Source organism: Bacillus sp. VT 712 (assembly GCF_001614195.1).
GTDB lineage: Bacteria > Bacillota > Bacilli > Bacillales > Bacillaceae_H > Priestia > Priestia flexa.
Genome location: NZ_LWBK01000111.1, coordinates 1 through 498 on the forward strand (window position 1 = coordinate 1; position 498 = coordinate 498).

The window sequence follows — 498 nt, forward strand, 5'->3', positions numbered from 1 at the left end:
CAAATTACAAATTTAGAAGACTTTACAGAAATCTATACAATCCGGAATTTTATCTCACAGCATATGACAATCTCAGCAAAAATGATGGTGCTCTTACAATGGGTGTTGATAAACGTACTATTGATGGTTTCTCAATAGAAGATATTGAAAAACTTATACCCACTCTTAAAGATCGAAGTTATCAACCATTCCCTTCAAAAAGGGTGTATATCCCTAAGAAAAACGGCAAAAAGAGACCGTTAGGTCTACCGTAAGCCCCCATTCAAACAACGCATATAAACACGCAGCACCTTCTGGTACGATACATGTATGAATCAAAGGAGGTGCATGTCTTATGCCACAACAAAAATTAACGATTGTCCCCGTCACACTACACCCAGATACTAAACATTCTTTATCATCCACTTCTTCAAAAGATCCTTCAATAAGCATTTGCACGATCAAAACGGCAAACGCGGAAATATCCTTCTATGGCGGCGTAGGTGAGCACGTTATCCA

General features: G+C 38.6%; 1 pseudogene. It reads left to right on the forward strand.

Going from position 1 to position 498, the window contains the following annotated elements:
- A pseudogene (locus tag A2U94_RS20230) lies at window positions 1–251 on the forward strand (group II intron reverse transcriptase/maturase); the annotation flags it as partial.
- Window positions 252–498 lie beyond the last annotated feature (247 nt).